21 protein-coding genes are annotated in these 20,506 nt (G+C 56.3%); 10 read left to right on the top strand and 11 right to left on the bottom strand.

Annotated features, from left to right (window positions below; genetic code table 11):
- The first annotated feature begins 3 nt into the window (after positions 1–3).
- The gene (locus AMR42_RS19535) at positions 4–234 is read left to right on the top strand and encodes a hypothetical protein (protein WP_099535570.1); all 231 of its coding nucleotides are present in this window, start codon (positions 4–6) and stop codon (positions 232–234) included.
- On the opposite strand, the gene AMR42_RS19530 is transcribed toward AMR42_RS19535, so the two are convergent.
- Entirely contained in the window at positions 231–2,360 is a 2,130-nt protein-coding gene (locus AMR42_RS19530) for an S-layer homology domain-containing protein (protein ID WP_099535568.1), read from the bottom strand. The two genes, AMR42_RS19535 and AMR42_RS19530, sit on opposite strands and share 4 nt — an antisense overlap.
- 274 nt (positions 2,361–2,634) lie before the next feature.
- On the bottom strand, positions 2,635–3,102 hold the full coding sequence (locus AMR42_RS19525) for a DUF4079 domain-containing protein (protein ID WP_099535566.1): 468 nt from the start codon (positions 3,100–3,102) through the stop codon (positions 2,635–2,637).
- A gap of 200 nt (positions 3,103–3,302) precedes the next feature.
- Between AMR42_RS19525 and AMR42_RS19520 the strand changes: the two genes are divergently transcribed.
- Positions 3,303–3,914 carry a nitroreductase family protein gene (locus tag AMR42_RS19520; protein WP_099535564.1) on the top strand — a complete coding sequence of 204 codons (612 nt, stop codon included), beginning with the start codon at positions 3,303–3,305 and terminating at the stop codon, positions 3,912–3,914.
- A 125-nt stretch (positions 3,915–4,039) separates the two neighbouring features.
- Here the strand turns inward: AMR42_RS19520 and AMR42_RS19515 are convergent, their stop codons facing one another.
- The 5 genes from AMR42_RS19515 to aroB all read right to left on the bottom strand — a co-directional run bounded on the left by AMR42_RS19515 (position 4,040) and on the right by aroB (position 10,162).
- Positions 4,040–4,777: a proteasome-type protease gene (locus AMR42_RS19515; protein WP_099535562.1), complete on the bottom strand. Its 738-nt coding sequence runs from the start codon at positions 4,775–4,777 to the stop codon at positions 4,040–4,042.
- Positions 4,778–5,082: 305 nt separating this feature from the next.
- Positions 5,083–6,453 carry a cation:proton antiporter gene (locus AMR42_RS19510; protein WP_199291579.1) on the bottom strand — a complete coding sequence of 457 codons (1,371 nt, stop codon included), beginning with the start codon at positions 6,451–6,453 and terminating at the stop codon, positions 5,083–5,085.
- Between the two features lie 669 nt (positions 6,454–7,122).
- Positions 7,123–7,872 carry a GUN4 domain-containing protein gene (locus AMR42_RS19505; protein ID WP_099535558.1) on the bottom strand — a complete coding sequence of 250 codons (750 nt, stop codon included), beginning with the start codon at positions 7,870–7,872 and terminating at the stop codon, positions 7,123–7,125.
- A gap of 10 nt (positions 7,873–7,882) precedes the next feature.
- Positions 7,883–8,932, bottom strand: a complete 1,050-nt coding sequence (locus tag AMR42_RS19500; RefSeq protein ID WP_099535556.1) for an MraY family glycosyltransferase — start codon at positions 8,930–8,932, stop codon at positions 7,883–7,885.
- 129 nt (positions 8,933–9,061) lie between these two features.
- Positions 9,062–10,162, bottom strand: a complete 1,101-nt coding sequence (aroB, locus tag AMR42_RS19495) for a 3-dehydroquinate synthase (protein WP_099535554.1) — start codon at positions 10,160–10,162, stop codon at positions 9,062–9,064.
- Positions 10,163–10,293: 131 nt separating this feature from the next.
- Here aroB and AMR42_RS21450 point away from each other — a divergent pair, with 131 nt between their 5' ends.
- Positions 10,294–10,389 (top strand): cytochrome b6-f complex subunit PetL, encoded by a 96-nt coding sequence (locus AMR42_RS21450; protein WP_099535552.1) that lies wholly within the window; start codon positions 10,294–10,296, stop codon positions 10,387–10,389.
- Positions 10,390–10,707: 318 nt separating this feature from the next.
- Here the strand turns inward: AMR42_RS21450 and AMR42_RS19485 are convergent, their stop codons facing one another.
- The 3 genes from AMR42_RS19485 to sufR all read right to left on the bottom strand — a co-directional run bounded on the left by AMR42_RS19485 (position 10,708) and on the right by sufR (position 12,547).
- Positions 10,708–11,145, bottom strand: coding sequence for a hypothetical protein (locus tag AMR42_RS19485; protein WP_199858254.1), 438 nt, complete (start codon positions 11,143–11,145; stop codon positions 10,708–10,710).
- A 186-nt stretch (positions 11,146–11,331) separates the two neighbouring features.
- Positions 11,332–11,604: a hypothetical protein gene (locus tag AMR42_RS19480; protein WP_234407109.1), complete on the bottom strand. Its 273-nt coding sequence runs from the start codon at positions 11,602–11,604 to the stop codon at positions 11,332–11,334.
- Positions 11,605–11,866: 262 nt separating this feature from the next.
- Positions 11,867–12,547, bottom strand: coding sequence for an iron-sulfur cluster biosynthesis transcriptional regulator SufR (gene sufR / locus AMR42_RS19475; RefSeq protein ID WP_099535550.1), 681 nt, complete (start codon positions 12,545–12,547; stop codon positions 11,867–11,869).
- An 18-nt stretch (positions 12,548–12,565) separates the two neighbouring features.
- On the opposite strand from sufR, the gene AMR42_RS19470 reads away from it, so the two are divergent.
- The 7 genes from AMR42_RS19470 (at position 12,566) to AMR42_RS19440 (ending at position 19,737) form a co-directional block, all read left to right on the top strand.
- On the top strand, positions 12,566–12,745 hold the full coding sequence (locus AMR42_RS19470) for a hypothetical protein (protein WP_099535548.1): 180 nt from the start codon (positions 12,566–12,568) through the stop codon (positions 12,743–12,745).
- Between the two features lie 52 nt (positions 12,746–12,797).
- Complete coding sequence (locus AMR42_RS19465; protein ID WP_099535546.1) at positions 12,798–13,145, top strand: ferredoxin-thioredoxin reductase catalytic domain-containing protein; 348 nt, start codon at positions 12,798–12,800, stop codon at positions 13,143–13,145.
- A gap of 135 nt (positions 13,146–13,280) precedes the next feature.
- Positions 13,281–14,717, top strand: coding sequence for a Fe-S cluster assembly protein SufB (gene sufB / locus AMR42_RS19460; protein WP_099535630.1), 1,437 nt, complete (start codon positions 13,281–13,283; stop codon positions 14,715–14,717).
- Between the two features lie 320 nt (positions 14,718–15,037).
- Positions 15,038–15,820, top strand: coding sequence for a Fe-S cluster assembly ATPase SufC (gene sufC, locus AMR42_RS19455; protein ID WP_099535544.1), 783 nt, complete (start codon positions 15,038–15,040; stop codon positions 15,818–15,820).
- Positions 15,821–15,822: 2 nt separating this feature from the next.
- Entirely contained in the window at positions 15,823–17,220 is a 1,398-nt protein-coding gene (gene sufD, locus AMR42_RS19450; RefSeq protein ID WP_099535542.1) for a Fe-S cluster assembly protein SufD, read from the top strand.
- Between the two features lie 131 nt (positions 17,221–17,351).
- On the top strand, positions 17,352–18,611 hold the full coding sequence (locus AMR42_RS19445; protein WP_099535540.1) for a SufS family cysteine desulfurase: 1,260 nt from the start codon (positions 17,352–17,354) through the stop codon (positions 18,609–18,611).
- A 79-nt stretch (positions 18,612–18,690) separates the two neighbouring features.
- A complete protein-coding gene (locus AMR42_RS19440) occupies positions 18,691–19,737 on the top strand; it encodes a hypothetical protein (protein ID WP_099535538.1) in 1,047 nt (348 codons plus the stop codon).
- A 98-nt stretch (positions 19,738–19,835) separates the two neighbouring features.
- On the opposite strand, the gene AMR42_RS19435 is transcribed toward AMR42_RS19440, so the two are convergent.
- Positions 19,836–20,495, bottom strand: a complete 660-nt coding sequence (locus tag AMR42_RS19435; protein WP_199858253.1) for a DUF3124 domain-containing protein — start codon at positions 20,493–20,495, stop codon at positions 19,836–19,838.
- Between the last annotated feature and the right edge of the window lie 11 nt (positions 20,496–20,506).

The raw sequence follows: 20,506 nt of genomic DNA, 5'->3' as shown, positions 1-20,506 counted from the left end.
GGATTGCTGGACTGGATTGCTGAACTGGATTGCTGGACTGGATTGCTGTTCCGCAGGGTGCTGCGGCGTGGTGGGGGGATCTGGGATGCTTGGTTGAGGGTGGGTTGCGGCCGATTGCCCTTGCTGATCACGCCTCAAATCACGTTGGGCGATCACGTTGGGCGATCGCGCACAACTCCCCATCCAGCCCCGATCGGCTCCCGATCGCTCCCCGATTCCCCCCGATCGGCCTAAGCCGAAAGAACGTAGGGAGAATTAATGGCCGTTAACGATCCATCCCGATCGCGCAGGGCCTGGTACAACATGGCCGCCACCTCCGCCCGCGTTGCAAACCGCTCGGGAGCAAAGGTGTTGGCACTGGGGTAACTGACCAACGCCTTGCGCTTCAAAACAGCCGCCACCTTGGGCCGGGCCCACTTGGCCACCGCTTCTTGATCGCTCAAGGCCGCCAAATCCGCCTCCGTGCCGTCTGGCCAATCCAAGCCACTGGCCAGGGCTACGGCAATTTGCACCTTTTGCAACGTGGCATCGGGGCTGAAGGTGGTTTCCGACGTGCCAGACATAAAGCCCGCCCGGTAGGCCTGCTGGATCGCCGCATTGCCCCAGAAGTTGGAATTCACGTCCGTAAAAGTTTTGCCCGGTCGCTCGGCCGGTGGATTAAAGACCTTGGCGATCGCGCTGGCAAACTGGGCGCGGGTCATGGTGGCATCGGGACGGAAGGATCCATCGGGGAAGCCCCCGATTAGTCCCCGATTCGCCAAGGCCTCGATGAACGGCTCTGCCCAGTGGTTGCGCGTGTCCGTAAAGGCCGGCAGCTTGGTATCGGGCTGTACGATGTAGGGCGATGTGAGGGCCGACGCTTGGTTCAGCAACACCCGTGCTTGATAAATCAAAGCGGCCACTTCGGCGCGGGTGATGTCTTCTAGGGGACGCAGGGCGTTCAGTTGGGGATAATTCACCACCAATCGATTGGCCGTGGCCGTCGCGATCGGGTTGGTGGCGTAGCTGGGGATTTGCGCGCGATCGGCAAAATTGCCCAACAGATTCAGCGATCCACCCGACAGGCCCAAACCATTGGTAATGGACAACAGGGCTTGGGTGCGAGTCAAGTTCTGGCCCGGGCGGAAGCTGTTGTCGGGGAAACCGGAAATGAAGCCCATTTGACTGGCCTTAGCAATCGCCCCGATCGCCCAAAAACCCGCTGGCACATCACTAAAACCAATGGGAGGTTTGACCAGCGGGCGATCGAACGCCTTCACCACCAGCGCCGCATATTCCGCCCGCGTCAACTTGTTATTGGGCCGGAAAGAGCCATCCTCAAACCCCTTCACCACCCCCTGGCTGATCAAAGCCCGAATGAAGGCCTCTGCCCAATGGCCCTTCAGATCATCGATCGGGGTGGGCACAGGAACCGGCGTAGGTACGGGAACCGGTGTGGGAGTTGGGGTCGGTGAGGGGCCCGGCGACGGAATCGGCACAGGCGTAGGCGAGGGCGACACCGAACCGGACGAGGACACGGATCCCAACACCGTGCCAATTTGGTTGCCAACGGCCACGATCGTGTTTGTGGTGGCGTTTTGGATGTCGTACTTACCGTTCGCCCGAAACACATTGTTGCCCGGTTGGCCAGTGCTGCCCAAGTCCGGCAGGGCCTGATTAATGACCGTCAGACCGTCATCTCGGTTGTTCTCGATCGTGTTGTTGCGCAAAATGGGGCGGGCCGTTTGGGAAGCCACCACGCCGCTACGGTTCCCCGTAATCACATTGCCGCTGATCGTGGGGCTGGCGTTGCCCCCCACCGCAATCCCAAATCCCGTATTTCGGAAGGTGTTGCCGCGAATTGTGCCGCTAGAGTTCCGGTCGATCGACAAGCCATTACCGGAGTTGGTTTCAAACAAGTTCCCTTCCACCAGGGGCACACTGGAACCGCTGACGAACACCCCTTCCCGGTTGGAGTTCACAAAGGTATTGTTGGCGATCGTGGGGCGAGCCGACTCTACCCAAGCCGCCGTTCCCCGAGTTTCCGGATTAGTCGCCGTCACCCCCCGCAGGTGGGCATCATCCGTCAATAGAAAAAGGACATTTTGACCCGCAAAGGTGGGGCTAACATAGCGACCACTGCCCCGCACCAAAATGCCGCTGCCCTTCGTTCCTTCGTTGCCCACCACGGTCACCCCCGAAGGAACCGTCAGCGGAAATTCTTCGCCGCTGGTGCTGCTGTAAGTTCCCGCAGCCAGTTGCACCCGATCGCCCGCTTGGGTTTTGCGCAGGGCCGCCGCAATGGTCTTCAGCGGCGCACCCTGGGATCCATCAGCGCTGTCATTACCGCTGGTCGGGTTCACATAAAACGTCTGTGGCATGGTTGATATCGATGCTGTATTAACAACGGATGAAGGTGCTGCGGCCCCGGGCGAGGCGATCGCCCTTAAACGCCCTTAAACGCAGGTGGCGCAAGTTTGGGCCCAATTTGGCCATGGTAACGTTGCGATCGCCCGGACGGGCAGGGGGGAGCCGGCCTCCAAATTGGTGGCCACCCGGTCTCGATCGGCCCCGCAGCAGGGGCCCAAAAAAACCGGCGCGATCGCACCGGCCGCCTACACAGGATCCATCAGGCTTTGGGTTAGCAACCTGCGCCTAGAAATTCTGCAAAATGCGCTGGAAAATATCCATTCCCGAAACCGCCTGCCAGCCAAACAGTCCCACAATTGCCACATTCAAACCAATGTGGGCATAGCGGGCCCAATCCTGACCCTTTTGCATCAACGGCGAAAGGGCCGCCGACACCGCAATCAGCCCCGTCATCCCCAAGCCCGCCAACAGGTGCGGCCCCACAAACAGCTTGTTGTTATTGATATAGGTCGCTGCCATCCCCCCGATCGTCCCCAACACCATCAGCGCCAAAATCAACGAACCGATTTGGTAGTGGCGATTGGCAAACTTCCCCTTAATCAACTCCTTGCGCACCTCCGCCTCCGCTGTCCGAGTCCGACGGGCCTGGACTCCCAAATACAGTGCATAAACCGTCAGACCCAGCAACACCCACATCAAAATCGGGTGAAGCAAATTCAAATAGGGCTTAATGTCTTCGGGAATCAGATTCACGGTGTTTCTCCTAGTCGTCGCAGTTGCGGGCAATGTTACTAAACTTAACGCAGGGTGAGGAGAAATTTTCGTCGGTTTCATTCCCCGGTTTGATTTCCCCACCCTGAGCTTGGACCAAAGTCGCTAGGAGGCGGCCCATGGCCTCAGCGACCCGCAGTTTTCCCTTAAATTGAGTCGATTCACCCCATTCAGGACAACTCATGGATACCCTGACCGCTATTCAGCAACGTCGCGCCGTCAAGCATTACGACCCCGATCATCAAATGTCTGAATCGGAAATTCAGACCCTAATGGAACATGTGTTGCTGTCGCCCACATCGTTCAATATTCAAAATTGGCGATTTGTGATTGTGGACGATCCTGAATTGCGCCAACAAATTCGGGCCGCCTCTTGGAATCAAGCCCAAGTGACCGATGCGTCCCTGTTGGTGTTGTTGTGTGGAAATTTGAACGCTTGGCAACAGCAACCGGAACGCTATTGGCAAAATGCCCCCGAAGCGGTTCGCCAACAACTGGTGCCGATGATTATTCAGTTCTATGAGGGAAGCGAGGCCCTGCAACGGGATGAAGCCATGCGTTCCTGTGGGATTGCGGCCCAAACCTTGATGTTGGCTGCCAAAGCCATGGGCTACGATACCTGTCCGATGATTGGTTTTGATCCCCAGGCGGTTGCTGACATTATTCAGCTACCGGCCGACCATCTAATTGGCATGATGATTACGGTAGGCAAGGCCGTGCAACCGGCGCGGGAACGGGGTGGCCAATTGCCCCTTTCAGAGGTGGTGATTCGCAACCAATTTCCCAGCGCTTAACTTTACCTAGTAGCGCGACAGGCTTAATACATTGGGTCAAAGTTGCGGAGCCAGTCGTGGTAACAAGGGGCTTCAGCCCCTTGTCTTCAATGAGTTGTGATGAGAATGAGTTGTGATGAGTTGGATTAGTTGGTATATTCCCACTCCAAATCGGGCATTTGATCAAAGGCCTTGCGCAAAGAAGCAGCCCATTCTTGCCCCACTTTGGCGAGGTAAGGATCGCCCGCCGGTAGCCGCAGCCGATGGCGAATTTCAAAAGAGTCTTTGCGATACATCACCATGTTGATCGGGGGGCCAACGGAAATATTGGACTTCATGGTGGAGTCTAGAGACAGCAACGCACACTTTGCTGCTGAGTTGAGGGGCGTGTTGAAGCTAACGGTGCGATCGAGGATGGGCTTTCCATACTTAGTTTCCCCAATTTGCAGGAATGGGGTTTCCACCGTGGCATGGATAAAATTGCCTTGGTTATAAATCAAAAATAGCTGGGGGCTTTCATCGCGAATTTGCCCCCCCAAGAGCAGGTTTCCCGAAAAATCCACATTGTCTTTGCGGAGCCACTCGGCATGTTCTTGGTGAATTTTTCGGAGGGTTTGACCCACATAATGGGCCAGGTCATACATGCTGGCGAGGGAGTGGAGCGTGATGCTGGCTTGATTTTTTAAATCCTGTTCAAGATGGCTAATAACAGATTGGGTGAGAGATAAATTCCCGGAGGTGCAAACAACAACGACTCGATCGCCCGGTAAGGAAAAGTCAAATAACTTCTTATAAGTGGAAACATTATCAACACCGGCATTGGTGCGCGAATCGGCGGCCATCACCAATCCTTCCTGGGTAACAATGCCAAGGCAATAGGTCATAACGGCTTAGGACTCATTGTTCGACTGCCTGAATCTACCAGATTTTGGGAAAAGTGAGGGGTTCCTCAGTTCCCGATCGCCCCAATCATCGGCCCAAAAAGCCAACCAAAAAGCCAAGACCAAGCAAAAAAAATCGGGAGCCAAGGCCCCCGACGGTGATCCAGTTTGAGGATGAGCAATCAATTGCAATCGATCGGGATCAGCAGTGTGATCCGTGGTCTGGTCGGTGGTCTGATCCGCGTTGCAATCAGGGGCAATTGTTGCCTAGAGAATTTCGAGAACTAGACAAATCGCTGAACAAATCCCTAGGGAGTTGATTCGCTGGTGCTCGATTCCTGCTGCCCAAAGGCCACTCGCAAGAACGGCGGAGCCAGGAAGGTGGTCAAGATCACCATGATGATGATCGACACTTCCAGGGGCTTGCTCAGCACACCGCTGGCGGAACCGATGCCCGCAAACACCAGACCCACTTCGCCCCGGGGAATCATGCCCACCCCGATCGCCAAGCGGTTAATGCCCGGTTGCCCAAACACGGCCCAGCCGGTCACCAACTTGCCCACGATCGCCACGGCCACCAAGAACACGGCAATCAGCAGGCCGGCCCGGTTTTCGGGAACTGCCGGATTCAGCACACTCAAATCGGCGCGGGCCCCAACCGTCACAAAGAAAATGGGCACCAGCAAATCCGCGATCGGCTTCACCAACTCATCCAGCTCATTGCGGGCATCGCTTTCATCCAACACCAACCCGGCTGCAAAGGCTCCCAAGATGGCTTCCAAATGAATTGCGTTGCCTAAAAATGCCATGAAGAAGGCAAAAATAAAGGCCGGAATTACGATGTTGCCGCGTGTTTTCAGCGCTTCGACGGTCTTCACAAAAAACTTGTTGAATACACCGCCCAGCAAAATGGAGCCAAACAGAAACACCGTGGAGCTAACAATCAAATAGATCACGTTGCCGGTGTCAATTTCGCCGGTCTTGGCCAGGCTGGCCACCACGGCCAACACCACAATCCCCAGCACATCATCAATCACCGCCGCGCCGACGATGATTTGTCCTTCCTTGGACTTGAGTTGGTTCAACTCCGACAGGACTTTGGAGGTAATCCCGATGCTGGTGGCGGTCAGGGCCGCGCCCGCAAAGATGGCGGGAATGGCGGGCACACCAAAAATGGTCATCAGCCCCGCAGTGCCCGCAACAAAGGGAACCGCGACTCCCACACAGGCCACAACGGTAGCCTGAATGCCCACTTCTTTGAGTTGCCGCAGGTCGGACTCCAGGCCGATTTCAAACAGCAACACAATCACGCCCAGTTCCGCCAACACGGAAATGACTTCGCTTTGGGAGCTAAAGATATCCGTGACGGCTTCGGGCGTGAGGGTGTTAATCAGGCTGAGGGCCTGCATCACGATCGAGTCATTGGCCGTCAAGCCCCCTTCTGGGAACACGATCAGGTGCAGTGCCGACACCCCAACGATCACCCCGGCAACTAATTCGCCCAAAACGGGGGGAAAGTCTAGCCGCTTGGCCAGTTCTGAGCCAAGTTTGCTGGACAAATAAATGATCACCAGAGATAAAAGCACGCCAGCCAAAACGATCGGGGCGTTTTCGGCTTCGGCGGTGGCCAGCAGGGGCGCAAACAGGGGAACAAAATTACTTGGAGCGATGCCATCCATCCGTGTGATGAAAGCCGCCAGGGTTTCCTGTAAGAACATGGATTTGGTTGCGAAGTTTAAGAACAATCACTCCAACTGGGAGCTAAGGGTGGGAAGGGAGTGGGCCTGCCCACGGATCGCTTTTTTAATCTACGACAAAGGAATCACTCGTGATCGTTGAAAAATTAGCTTGGGGTGAATATTTTTTCTGCAAGATTTTTAACGATCGATTGCCCCGGTTGATGAGAGCAAAGTAAGCATGATTTGGCTCCTAATGGCTATTCGTTTCTTAATTAGTGATTTTTATAGATTTGCTAAAGCAGCATTGATAGTTGGGAATAGCAATGCGCGATCGCAATTCTTGAGCTGATTGGGAAGCTGACTTAGAAAATTTAGGCCCCGATCGGCCCCTGGAGGAGTAGTTGAGTGCGCCGTGAGGAGGTTGATATTTTTTTGAATTTTTCCCATGAATAAGTCATGGATAAGTTTTGATAATCAATAGTTTTACTACGGAAATTTATATACAAAAATCCTGAGTAATACTGGTTATCTACCGTTTTTTCTGGGGATTCCAATCAAATTTTAGATGGTGTTGATGAGCTGGTTGATAGGTTGGTTTATGGGTTGGTTGATGGGTGAATTGCTCGTAGTCCTTCGCTTTTGGGGAATTAACCGTGGCCCAGATGGGCTTCAGCGATCGGCCTGAGCCAGGCGATCGAGCAGGGCAGCTAACAGGCTCGACACGGGAACGGCTCCTAGGCCATAGCAGGCGCGTTTTGTCCAAACAATGGTGGGCAAATGGCCGATGGGTGCATTGTCGCGGAAGGAAAGTTCGTCAGCGTAGCACCAGGATTCGCCTTTGCGCCAACCAACCCGATCGCAAAATTGCCCATAGTCGCCTTGGGCCGCTTGCCAGGCGGCCTGTTGGGCTGTCCAACCAAACCGACCACCGCTCCAATAGGTCCAAAGCTGGTTGATGGTGGCTAAGTCCGTGAGTGGCAGGTGCTGGAGATCGTCGGGGGTGAGGGAATCCTGGGTTGATTTGCCCAAGGCCGCTAGCAAATAGTCTCGGGTGGCGGTGTCGGCGGCTTGCCATTGTCCATTGCCGAGCAGGTCGTTGAGGGGCAGGTAATCGAACCCGATCTCTGAGGCTAGGGGGGTGGGTTCGGGGTCGATCGAGACAGCGGGCAAGGTGTTGAGCTGTTGCTCGATCGCCCCTAACCGATCGCCCAAGGCTTGCAAGTGCTGTTCTAGGGTTGCCTGTCGATCAAGTGACAGATCTAAGGATTGGGCGTGGCGATCGTGCCACTGCCACAGGTAATGCTGAAGCTGATCCAAGGAGGGCGATGAATCGGGTTTGGGCGATCGCCAAGCAGCACGCCCCCACCAGCCGATCGCTCCGCCCAGCCCCAGGCCGATCAGTAGGGCGATCGGATCCATCCGGTCAGCCCTAGGAGGGGTTTTTGGCCTGTCGCCAAACTTGCCAGCCCATGTAGCTCAAAACGGCGGTGGCCGCGAGGGCATAGCCAAGACCGCTGGGCATTCCGGAAAAAGCCAGAGCCAGGGTTCCCACCCACAGGGTCAGGGCATAAATAAACAAAACGGCCGCCCGATGGGACAGGCCGGCATCCAAAAGGCGGTGGTGTAAGTGTCGCTTGTCGGCAATCCAAGGCAGCTTACCGTTGCGCAGGCGATCGAGAATGACCGCCGACATATCCAGCAACGGAACCGCCAGAATCAGGTAAGGCAGCAACACAGAAGTTACGGCGGTCACCTTCACCAGGCCGATCGCCCCTACCCCCGCCAGCACAAAGCCCATAAAATAGGCTCCCCCGTCTCCCATAAAGATTTGGGCAGGGTTGAAGTTGTAGCGCAAAAATCCGAGGGCCGCACCCGCCAAGGCTGCGGCAATCAGGCCCACGGCCGGCTGGTTCATAAACAGAGCCACAAACATCATGACGGTGGCGGAAATGCCGGAAACGCCGGCCGCCAAACCATCCAGACCGTCAATCCAGTTGATGGCGTTCACCATGCCCACTAACCAGAGGACGGTGATGGGCAAGCTCAGCCAGCCCAATTGCACCAGGCCCAAGCCGGGAATTGTGAGGAAGTCGATGCTAACGCCCACATGCCAACAGACGGTGGCGACGGCGGTTTGGATGGCCAGGCGCGTGAAGGGAGAAAGACCATAGAGGTCATCCGCAAGCCCGATCGCAAAAAAGGCGATCCCACCCCCTAAAACACCAATAATTTCATTGATTTTGTGGGAACTGGCGGTTTCAAAGCCGCCCAGCCACCACACCAGACCGAGGGCTGCGATCGCGCCGCAAAAGATCGAAATTCCCCCCAGTCGAACCATGGGGCGATCGTGCATTTTACGCTCGTTGGGGAGATCAAAGCGCCCAGTTTTGAGGCCCGCAGCCCGGACGATCGGCGTTGTCCACATCACAATGGCCGCCGCCGCCAGAAACGCAATGAAATGAAACAAATACGGGAACATGGGGCTACCAACGTTTCAGAATGCAACGAGAACCCGCGTCAGGCAGAGTCTACTACATTTGGCCGAACACTGACCGAACCCGGGAAAAGCCAGCATCCAGCCAGAGACCGGTGCTCAGGGGCCCCGCTGTTAACCCTGTAAGGCTCGCAGCACTGGGTACAACACATCAGCGGGAACTTGATCAACCATTTCAACGGCTCCGATCCGAGTGGGCAAGATGAAGCGAACTTTGCCGTCTTTGACTTTTTTATCTAACAGCAAGGAGTCAGCGATCGCTTCCGGATCTAGGCTGGCCGGCACGCGATCGGGCAGGGCCGTTTTTTGAATCACCGCCAGTTGTCGGGCACAGTTGCCCCCATCCCACAGGCCCATCTTGGCCGCCAACTCGGCCGCCGCCACCATCCCGATCGCCACGGCTTCCCCGTGGTTCACCAAGCGGTAGTTGGTCAATGACTCGATCGCATGGCCGATCGTGTGGCCATAGTTGAGGATGGCCCGCAGGCCCCCTTCTTTTTCGTCTTGGGCCACCACATCGGCCTTGGCTTGGCAGGATCGCTGCAAAATTTCGCCCAACAGGGGTTGAATGGCGGCAAATCGATCGAGGCGTGGGGCCGCTTCCAGCCGATCGAACAGGTCTGGATCCCAGATAATGCCGTATTTAATCACCTCCGCCATGCCCGCCCGCAATTCCCGCACCGGCAGGGTGGCCAACACCTCGGGATCAATCAACACCAGCCTCGGTTGGTGAAACGCCCCAATCAGGTTTTTGCCTCGGGGATGGTTAATGCCGGTTTTGCCCCCGATCGCGGCATCCACCATGGCCAACAGCGAGGTGGGCACTTGAACAAAGGCGATGCCCCGTAACCAAGTGGCGGCCGCAAACCCGGTCATGTCGCCAATCACTCCGCCGCCCAGCGCCAACATGACGCTCGATCGCTCCAAACGGAAATCGAGCGCCGCATCGTAAATTTTTTGGAGAGAGCTGGGGGTTTTGTAGCGCTCACCAGCGGGCAAAATGCAGCTTTGGACTTGGTAACCCGCGGCCCGCAGAGACGCGATCACCCGATCACCATAGCGCTTGAAGATTTGCGGGTTTGAGACCAGCAAAACCTTGGGATTGGTTTGGGTCGATCGCTCGCGCATCCAATCGCCCACATGATCGAGCAAGCCCGCCCCGATCGCGATGTCGTAGGCATTTTGGGGTAAATTTACGCGAATCGTAGCGGCCATAACCCAGAGCGCAATTGCGCCAGCAACAGTGAACGAACGGCAAAAAACCAGAGCGGGCCGTATTTTAGCGCGGGATGGTTCAATGGTTAGGGACTAACCCATTTTTCAGAATCCATTGGGAGGCTTGGCCCATGTCTGGCGCAATTACTTATTTCATCTTCTTTGGCGGTATGTTGGGCGTGGCAGCGGGCATGATGTTCACCCTGCGGGCCATCAAGCTGATCTAGGTTTGATCTAGGTCAAGCTGATCTGGGTTCATTCAGGTTCATTCAATTGATGACAGCCCTGATTCTTCCACAGCAAGATTGTGGGCTGACAAGATGATGGGGGGCAAGGGGCTTAAGCCCCTTGTCTGCTTTTTGGGTTGACCTTTAGAGCTTTTTTGAGTTGATCCTTTAGGGATGGTGATCGGTTTGAACTTGTGCCTATGCAAAAGGCATCTCTTCTGGCCTTTATCGATGGGTATCGATTGGTGCAGTTTGATTGGTTCAGTCTTAATGGTGCAGTTTGATTGGTTCAGTCCTAGCAGTCTTAAGGGTGCAGTTCTAGAGAGCTGGGGCCGAAGCGGCGACGGAGCTGCTCAAGTTTGATCTCGATCGAACTGCTTTTCCAATGATTGCTCCATTCATCACCAAACAAACCACCGCCAACGACAGCAACACATAGGTCGGAGCCATCACCACGCCCACCGCAAACCAGGTTGCCACATGCAACACCATCAAGGTGGCGTAAAGACTACCGACCAAACCAATTACCAATCGATCGCGCAGAGGGCGATCGATCACCATCATTACCAACGCTTGAATTGTCGCCAACAAATTGGCCGGAACCAGAAAGGCACAAATTTGGACACAATAGCCCCGCGAAAATTCACTGGCAGGGCTGGTTTGCAAGGCAGAAAACCCAAACTGCCAACTTGCTTGGATCGATTGGGACAGGGCGTGATGATCGTGACCCAGAAGGGTGTGGAGCCAGTCAAGCATGGTGTTGTTGTAAATCGGGAATTAGAGTTGGGATTAGAGTGGGAATTGAACTTAAATTGAACGTGAGATTGAACTTAAATTGAACGTGAAGTTGAAGCTAAAAGGGAAATTGAAAGGCAATTCAAAAGGAAATTAGACCCAAAATCTATCAAAAACAGACCCGCCAGAACAGGTCTGTAAACCGATCTAAACATCCCACTTCAGCACTGTCGCATCAATTCCCTGCTCGCACTTACGCTTTGCATCGCGCTCAAACCAAGCAATCACCTGATCATGGGTTAACGCTTCGATCGCCACGCCCTCGTCCTCGGCAATGTAGCGCAGCAGTTTCAAAGACGAGAGGGTCAACCGCGTTAAAAACTTTTCGGGCTGAGACAACAGAGCCGCATCGACCTTTGCAGACTCTTCGGGGGTCAAAAACTCCAAACCCTGAGGATTCATAGGATTGTTCAGCGGCATAGGCATCGAGGCGGATGGTTTCCATCGCGATCGCTCGGCACAGTTCACCCAGATTGGGGAGACAGCACCCGAGAGGCAATGGGCGGGCTGGAATGGGTGGGATTAACAGGCGGAGTTGAACAGGCGTGCTGCAATCGGCAACCCCCCGCTAGTTAACCTTAGCCCGATTTCTGACCCGATCGCTTGCACCTTGATCGCGCCCTTCCTTATTGCGCCTCTTCTTGATCGCGCCCCTCTGGTTGCGGGGCCGGGTGGAGCGAGCCTAGTTGGCACGGGTCGCGGGGGTGGGGGTGGTTTCCGACTCTTGGATGGAGTAGCCACAGCGGTGCTCGCCGCCCACAATCCAGTGGGTGCGCTCCACCTTGCAGCCCTGGAGGGCGATCGCGAACATCTCCAACTCATGGGCACAAACGCCGGGATAGGACTCGGCCACGGTGGAAATGGCGCAGTTGTGTTCCACCAGCAAGTAGCGTGGGTGGCCGTCGGCTTCCGGCTCGATCGCTTCCCACTCGGCCATGTAGCCCTCGGCGCGGCGCAAGTCCACCAACCGAGCCACCCGATCGCGCAAATTTCCCGCGCCCAGATGTCGGCGGTAGTCCAAGGCCTTGCGCACCCACTGTTGCCGCAGCAGGGACTGCACTTGGTCATTCCCGATCGTTTCGGTCAGGGTGTGGAGCAAATCCACGGCAAATTCATCGTAGTTGTCGGGAAATTGCGATCGCCCCGCCGGACTCAACCGATAAAGGTGCTGGGGACGACCCGTGCCGCCCCTGGCTGCCTCGTGCAAAATCAGCCCCTCGCTTTCGAGATCCTTCAGGTGGCGACGGGTGGCCTGTGGACTGATGCCCAGCGCCTCCGCCAGCCGTTGGGCCGTGGCTTCTCCCTGCTGGAGGAGGTATTTCAAAATGTCATGCTTCGTGGACGCTTGCTGAAGAGCACTCATTCGCTCAGACCGTGGATCGTGGATTGGGCAGCATTCGGCAGCGGCAGCCAGTCGATCGACCGTGAATCGGCCCGTTCAAAACAACCGGTTAAGAAAACAGCCTATTGTTATATTCTGGCCTCGATCGCTCAGGCTTTGACAACTTTTGCGTTGCTAAAGTACGCTAAAGACGATTACGCAACAATCAAGTTGTTTTAGCAATCAAGGTCATTATACAAACCCCACCGTTAATTTCTAGAGACCCGCCGACATGGACAATGCAACGACCCACGCCAGCGAAAAGAGCCTTGATGCAGTTCGGAAGTTCGCTGAAAGCTACGCCAAACGTACCGGCACTTACTTTTGCGCTGATCCGGGCGTGACCGCTGTCGTGATCGAAGGTCTCGCCCGCCACAAGGACGAACTCGGCTCGCCCCTTTGCCCCTGTCGGCACTACGAAGACAAGGAAGCCGAAGTGGCCGCTGCCTATTGGAACTGTCCTTGTGTGCCCATGCGCGAGCGCTATGAATGTCACTGCATGTTGTTTCTAACCCCTGACAATGATTTCCGGGGCGAGCAGCAGGAAATCGGCCTCGACGAAATCCTAAACATGCGCTAGCGCTGCCAACTCCCGCGATTTTCCGCGCGGTGAGTGGTTACAATCCGTTCGATCGCCCCGGTAGCCAAAGGTGCGATCGTCCATTCCGCCGATGGCCCCCGCCCCCTCCGAGAAGAACGCCAGTCCCCACGAGCCATGAGCGCATCCGTCAGCACCCTCGTTAACCAACCCTATAAGTACGGCTTCGTCACCGACATCGAGTCAGATACCCTGCCTCGGGGTCTGAGTGAAGAGACAATCTACGCCATTTCGGCCAAGAAAAACGAGCCAGAGTTCATGCTGGAATTTCGGCTGCGGGCCTACCGCCAGTGGCTGAAGATGACGGAGCCGACCTGGCCTGATGTGAACTATCCCTCGATCAACTATCAAGACATCATTTACTACTCCGCTCCGAAGCAAACGCAAAAGAAGCAGAGCCTAGATGAAGTTGATCCGACCCTGCTCGAAACCTTCGAGAAATTGGGAATTCCCCTTTCGGAGCAAAAGCGGCTGGCTAATGTGGCGGTAGACGCCATCTTTGACAGCGTTTCCGTGGCCACCACTTTCCGCGAAAAGCTCGCAGAACATGGGGTAATTTTCTGCCCCATTTCTGAGGCCCTCAAGGAGCATCCGGAGCTGGTTAAAAAATATTTGGGCAGCGTTGTCCCGATCGCGGATAACTACTTTGCGGCCCTCAACTCCGCTGTGTTTAGCGATGGCTCCTTTGTCTATATTCCCAAGGGCGTTGAATGCCCCATGGAATTGTCCACCTACTTCCGCATCAACAACGGGGATTCCGGTCAGTTTGAGCGGACGTTGATTGTGGCTGAAGAAGGCAGCTCCGTCAGCTATTTGGAAGGTTGCACGGCTCCTATGTATGACAGCAACCAACTCCATGCGGCGGTGGTGGAATTGGTGGCCCTGGACAATGCCAGCATCAAATATTCCACGGTGCAAAACTGGTATGCCGGGGATGCGAACGGGAAGGGCGGAATTTATAATTTCGTGACCAAGCGCGGCCTCTGCAAAGGCAGGAATTCCAAAATTTCTTGGACACAGGTGGAAACGGGATCAGCCATCACTTGGAAATATCCCAGTTGTGTGCTAGTGGGTGATAACTCGATCGGGGAGTTCTATTCCGTTGCCCTCACCAATAACTGTCAACAGGCCGACACCGGTACGAAGATGGTGCATATCGGCAAAAACACCCGCAGCACGATCGTCTCCAAGGGCATTTCGGCGGGCAAGTCCAAAAACAGCTACCGCGGCCTGGTGAAAGTGGGGCCCAATGCCGATGGGGCGCGCAACTATTCCCAATGTGATTCGATGTTGATTGGCAGCAATGCCCAAGCCAACACCTATCCCTACATCCAGGTGCAGAACGAGTTAGCCAGGGTGGAGCACGAAGCCACCACGTCCAAGATTGGCGAAGACCAATTGTTCTATTTGGCGCAACGGGGCATTTCCGCCGAAGATGCCGTTTCAATGATGATTTCGGGCTTCTGTAAGGATGTGTTTAACCAGTTGCCCATGGAATTTGCGGTGGAAGCCGACAAACTCCTCAGCCTGAAGTTGGAAGGCTCGGTGGGCTAACGGCACTGGGTCGATCGGGATTGGAAACAAGGGGCTTAAGGTGTGTCGTCAAATCGCCTGAAACCCTGATAACCTCGTTCTCCCAACCGAGCAGTCGTAGGGGCGGGGTCTCCCCGTCCAGTTCCCGTGATCCTTGGGTGTTCCCAGGGGTGGACAAGGTTAGAGCGATCGCCCGGGTTAGGGTTGGGAGACCCAACCCCTACGGCGAGGGAAATGACGACAGGCTCTAAGTCCCTTGTTTGTTGAACCTGTTTGTTGAGCTTATTTGTTGAGCTTATTTGTTGAATTGGAAGCCTGTTTTTGAGGGTTGAAGGGCCACGATGATTGTTGATAATGCACCGACCGTCCTTTCGGTCAAAAACCTCACCGCCAATGTGAATGACACGCCGATTTTAAAGGGCTTGAACCTGGAAATTAAGGCCGGCGAAATTCACGCGATTATGGGTCGCAATGGCTCTGGAAAAAGTACATTTTCCAAAATTTTGGCAGGACATCCGGCCTACGAGGTGACCGGTGGCGAGGTAGTCTTTGAAGGACAAAACCTCTTGGAATTGGAAGCGGAAGAACGGGCCCGATCGGGGGTGTTCTTGGCCTTCCAATACCCGGTAGAAATTCCCGGGGTTTCCAACTTGGATTTTCTGCGTGCGTCCTACAATGCCCGCCGCAAACACCAGGGATTGGAGGAAGTGGATCCCTTTGATTTTGAGGATGTGGTGCGCGATCGCCTGCAAGTGGTGCAGATGGATGCGTCCTTCCTCGATCGCAGCGTGAATCAAGGCTTTTCAGGTGGTGAGAAAAAGCGCAACGAAATCCTGCAAATGGCGCTGCTCGAACCCACCTTGGCCGTGCTGGATGAAACGGATTCCGGCTTAGATATTGATGCCCTGCGAATTGTGGCTGAGGGGGTGAATCAACTGGCAAACGAAAAGAATGCGATGCTGGTGATCACCCACTACCAACGGTTGCTGGATTACATCGTGCCGGATTATGTCCATGTCATGTACGACGGCAAAATCGTGATGACGGGCGATAAGGAATTGGCGCTGGAATTGGAAGCCAAAGGCTACGACTGGGTGGACGAGTTGCAGCCGGTGGGGGTGTAACGATGGGCGTGGATTTGAGTGGTTTAACGGACTTGAACAAGGCAGATTTGGACGCACTGACGGCGAACTCAACGCCGGGCGATCGAGCACCGAGCAAGGCAGCCCAGCGATCGACCTATTACGCGGGCTTGCTGGCCACGGTGACGGCGGCCACTCCGGCAACTGATTGGGAATTGGTGCAGCGGCTGCGATCGCAGGCCCAGGCCGTGGCGCAGGAAATGGCGTTGCCTTCGACGCGAGATGAGGATTGGCGGTTTACGGATCTATCGCCCATGTTGGCGATCGCGTTGCGGGCCCCGGAGCTGACCACCCTTGAACCGGAGGCGATCGCGGCATTCGCCATTCCCGAAGCATCGGTGCGGGTGGTGGTGGTGAACGGTCGGTTTGTGCCGGAACTGTCGAATTTGGTCGGGTTGCCCGATGGTGTCACGATCGGCTCGCTGGCGGCCGTGACCGATCGGGAGCGCCTGGCGAGCCACCTGGGCCAACAAGGCAGTCAGGATGCCTTCTCGGTGCTGAATACGGCCGGTCTGAACGATGGTGTGGTGATTGAGCTGGAACGCCGCGTGCAGGTGGCCAAACCCATTCACCTGCTACATGTGGCCACGGCGGATCAACCGGCAATCAGTCAGCCCCGTTGCTTGGTGTTGGCCAAGGCCGGCGACAGCCATTGCACCCTGATTGAAGACTATGTGGCGATCGGGCAAGGCGGCTATTGCACCAACAGCGTGATGGAAGTGGTGCTGGGAAATTGCGCCACCCTGCACCATGTGCGACTGCAACGGGAAGGCGAACAGGCGATCCACATCGGCAAAACCGCCATTTCCCAAGACTGGAACAGTCACTACACCCTAACCACCATCAGCCAGGGTGCGTCGATCGCCCGTCACTCGATCGACATTGCCCAAACGGGCCCCGGCACTGAAACCATCCTGAACGGGTTGTCGGTGGCCACGGGTGAGCAGTTAACGGACACCCATAGCTCCCTGGTGTTGAGCCATCCCCACGGAACCGCCGATCAGTTGCACAAGTGCATTGCGGACGATCGGGGCCACACGGTCTTCAATGGACGGGTTTTTGTGGATCACGATGCGCAACAAACCAACGCCGCCCAGCTCAACCGCAATTTGTTGCTGTCGCCCAAGGCGCGGGTGGACACCAAGCCGCAACTGGAAATCATTGCGGATGATGTGAAGTGTTCTCACGGTTCCACGGTCAGCCAACTGGAGGAAACGGAGCTGTTTTACTGTCGTAGTCGTGGCTTGGATTTGGCCACGGCTCGATCGCTCCTGTTGGATGGGTTTGCGGGGGAAATTTTGGATCGCCTCCCGATCGCCTCATTGCGATCGACCTTGGCTCGCCAAATTGCCCAACGGATTAATCCAGGCAGCGCAAGCTAGAGCCTCATTAATCGCCATTCACCAATCGCCATTCACCAATCGCCACTGATATCGGTTGATCGCGAGCCAATCACCCTTGCTCCCGGTTGGTCATTAGGTCTACTTCATCCTCTTGTTCTGTTCCCTGTGCCATGACCCTCACCTTGCCCCGCTCGATCGCCCAACAGGTGCGCCCCGATTTCCCGATCCTGGATCAACGGGTGCATGATCAGCCGCTGGTGTATTTGGACAATGCGGCGACTTCCCAAAAGCCCCGACAGGTGATTGATGCCTTGCGGCACTATTACGAGTGGGACAACGCCAATGTGCATCGCGGGGTTCACACCCTAAGTATGCGGGCCACGGATGCCTATGAAGCGGCGCGGGAAAAGGTGGCTAAGTTTGTGAATGCCCGATCGTTTCAGGAAATTGTGTTCACACGCAATGCCAGCGAAGCGATCAACGTGGTGGCCTACAGTTGGGGCATGAGCCAACTGCAAGCGGGCGATGAAATTATCCTGTCCGTGGCAGAGCACCACAGCAACTTAGTGCCCTGGCAATTGGTGGCCCAACGCACGGGGGCAGTGCTGAAATTCGTGGGCTTGGATGCCACGGAATCTTTGGATTTGGAGCAGTTGCGATCGCTGATTTCCGATCGCACCAAACTGGTCTCCCTGGTGCATGTGTCCAACACCTTGGGCTGTGTTTTGCCCGTGGCCGAGGTGGTGGCCGCCGCTCGATCGGTGGGAGCCAAAGTCTTGCTGGATGCTTGCCAAAGTGCGCCCCACTTGGCCCTGGATGTGCAAGCGCTGGATTGTGATTGGCTGGTGGCTTCTGGCCACAAAATGTGCGCCCCAACGGGTATTGGCTTCCTTTACGGCAAGCTGGAATTGCTGCGATCGATGCCGCCCTTTTTGGGAGGTGGGGAAATGATTGCCGAGGTGGATTTGGAGCGATCGACCTATGCGGACTTGCCCCATAAACTGGAAGCAGGCACACCGGCCATTGGCGAAGCGATCGCCCTGGGCGCGGCGATCGATTACCTAAGCGCGATCGGGATGGATGCCATTCATCACTACGAAGCGGAATTAACCCGCCACCTGTTCGATCGCCTTGGGGCCATTCCCGAAGTGCGCATTTATGGCCCCCGTCCCCAGGCGGATGGTTCCGGCCGGGCGGCTCTGGCGGCCTTCACCGTGGATGGGATTCACGCCCACGATCTCTCCTCATTTTTGGATCAAGAGGGAATCGCCATTCGATCGGGTCACCACTGCACCCAACCCCTGCACAAGTCCCTGAACATTGCTTCCACCGCCCGCGCCAGCCTGTATTTTTACAACACGATCGAAGAAATTGATCGGTTTGCCCAAGCCCTGCACGCCACGATCAACTTCTTCCAGTCCGTCACCTAAACTGGCAACCGCTTCAGCCCATCGGTCACACTAGGGAAGCCGCTCCCCAGTCGATTGATCGCTGTCGATTTTGCTCCGAATGCTGCCAGATCTCACGCCGCTTCGTTCTCGACTCTCAACCCTTGCGCGCCGAATTCGCCGATGGGTGCTGCTGTTGCTGGTGACCATCGGGGCGATCGGCCTGGTCAACGCCCCCCTGTGGGCCCGTAGTCCTCTGCTCCTGCGCTGGACAGAACTCGGGGCCGATCGGTTCTCGGGCATCAGTGGCCTGGCCTGGCAGGGATCCGATGGCGATCAAGAGTTCTTTTTGGCGGTTCACGACACCAAGGGCGATCGGGCCCGCACGGCGCTTTATCGGCTCAGTCAGGTGCAATGGGGCGATCGACCGCCCCGGGGCCGATCGTCCCTCGCTTGGCCCCCCGATGCCGAACTGCCGATCGACCTCGAAGCCATCAGCGCCATTCCCGGAACCGGGGACTATCTGGCCGTGACCAGTCGCGGACGAGCCTATCGGTTGTCGGCGTTGGAGCATGGTTCCTCGATCGCCGAGGTTTTCCTGAATCCAGACCCCCGATCGCTGGCCGGTGAACTGACCGTTCGGGCGGTTTTTAACTTGCCCCCCACCCCGGAACCCGATCGCGACATTGAAACTCTGCGGATTGTGCGCTGGGGCGATCGCCTGGCGATCCTGTTTGCCGATCGCGGTGGCCAGGGCCGCCCCGCCACCCTCCACTGGGGGTGGTTTGACCCGGCCAGCAACGCGATCGCGCTACAAGGCATCGCCCCCGTGACCGGCCCCTTGGATTTGGCCACCCAGCGATCGCTCTCGGATTTGGTGTATTTGGCCGATGGTCGCCTGTTGGGTCTGGCCACCATTGATGGCGGAGATCGGGGCCCTTTTCAGTCGGCCCTATATTGGGTGGGGTCGCTGACTTGGGTTGAGGGTCAATGGGTTTGGCAGCCGGTCGATCGCCCGCAAAATCTGATCCAAGCGGGCAACCACAAAATCGAAGCGATCGCCCTGGCTCCGGAGCCGAACGCTACGCGCCTGTTGTTGGCCACCGATGACGAGGATTTAGGCATGGCGATCGCGTTCATTTCCCTGCAATCTTTAGGATCCCCGTAGTTCTCAGCCCTGGCTCCGGCGGCCACAGCATGGTTCCTAAAGTAGAATTTTGCTCGCTGAACCCGTCCCATGGTGCAACCAGATGTGCCCCCTTGTCATCACTGCGAATTGGGCGATCGGGCGGCTGGCGGGGCCGAAAGCTCTTGAACTACGCGGCCAGAACTGGTGAATGAAACGCCCTGCTGAAAACTGGTGCTGAGCATAATCGCTTCCACGATCGGGGCCGTAACCTGTTTTTGCTCCGCGACCCACTCCACCACAAAACTGGCGCTGGAACCACCGCTGCGATCGGTTTGGGGAATGAAAAATTCTGTGCTTGCTAAGGGTGGCAACTTCAAGGCACTGCTGGCATATTGCTTGATCAGCTTGCCTTGGGAGTCGTAATACCGCACCGATCGCACCACAATCGACTCCGTGAGGCTGGTGTTGCGAATACTGAGGGTGATACTCAGCAGGAATTCATCCTGCCGATCGCCGTAATACACATGGGAGTAGGCTGGCACCAAGATGACCTGACCGGTGCTGACGGCCAGGCGATCGGGCGCGATCGCAATGCCACCGCCGGATTGGGTGATGCGCGTCAAGGGTTGCACCGGGGGCGAACCGGCCGGCACGGACGACGAATACAGAGAAGGCGATGGGGGCGCTTGGCAACCCACCAACAGGCCCGCCACCGCGCCCATCAGTCCGGTTGGCCGGATGCGGCTGGCGGCTTGCCCGAGCCATGGGTTCCCGATGATTTTCCCGATCGACAGCATGAGGGTATGGG

Source organism: Limnothrix sp. PR1529 (genome assembly GCF_002742025.1).
Lineage (GTDB): Bacteria > Cyanobacteriota > Cyanobacteriia > CACIAM-69d > CACIAM-69d > CACIAM-69d.
The sequence above is the reverse complement of the archived record's forward strand: the minus strand, read 5'-3'. Positions and strand labels throughout refer to the sequence as shown.